Genomic DNA, 529 nt, shown 5'->3' on the forward strand with positions numbered 1-529 from the left:
GTCGTAACAAGGTAGCCGTACCGGAAGGTGCGGCTGGATCACCTCCTTTCTAAGGAGCACTTCACAACCCGCCACACCAGCTTCTGGTTGGGGCGGTCGGGTTGGGAGGACCGGCTTTACCATCCGAATGCGGTGGTGGTTGGTCGCTCACAGAATTGTGGAACTACTGGTGGAGCGTTGTCGTCGGTCTGGTCTCTGGTGTCTTAGTACTGCCTGCCTGTGAGGGTGTGGCGTGGAACGGGGCAGAGGGCGGGTCGAGGGGGGCGCGTGCGGCACACTGTTGGGTCCTGAGACAACACCCGTGTTGGGTTGTTGCTCGAGGGTAGAGCACAGAACAGCGCTCCTGCGTGTCCAGACGGCCGGTTGATGAGATCGGCGCTGTGGTCACTGTGGTCGGGGGTTGTCTGGTTGGTGTTTGAGAACTGCACAGTGGATGCGAGCATCTTTGTGGCAAGTAGGTAAGGGCATACGGTGGATGTCTTGGCACCAGGAGCCGATGAAGGACGTGGGAGGCTGCGTTAAGCCTCGG

General features: G+C 60.1%; 2 rRNA genes. Both read left to right on the plus strand.

The window, feature by feature from the left end:
* Nucleotides 1-49, plus strand: a 16S ribosomal RNA gene (locus ACFPM7_RS30370); the annotation flags it as partial.
* 399 nt (nt 50-448) lie between these two features.
* Nucleotides 449-529, plus strand: a 23S ribosomal RNA gene (locus ACFPM7_RS30375); the annotation flags it as partial.

This window comes from Actinokineospora guangxiensis, assembly GCF_042657845.1.
Classification (GTDB): domain Bacteria; phylum Actinomycetota; class Actinomycetes; order Mycobacteriales; family Pseudonocardiaceae; genus Actinokineospora; species Actinokineospora guangxiensis.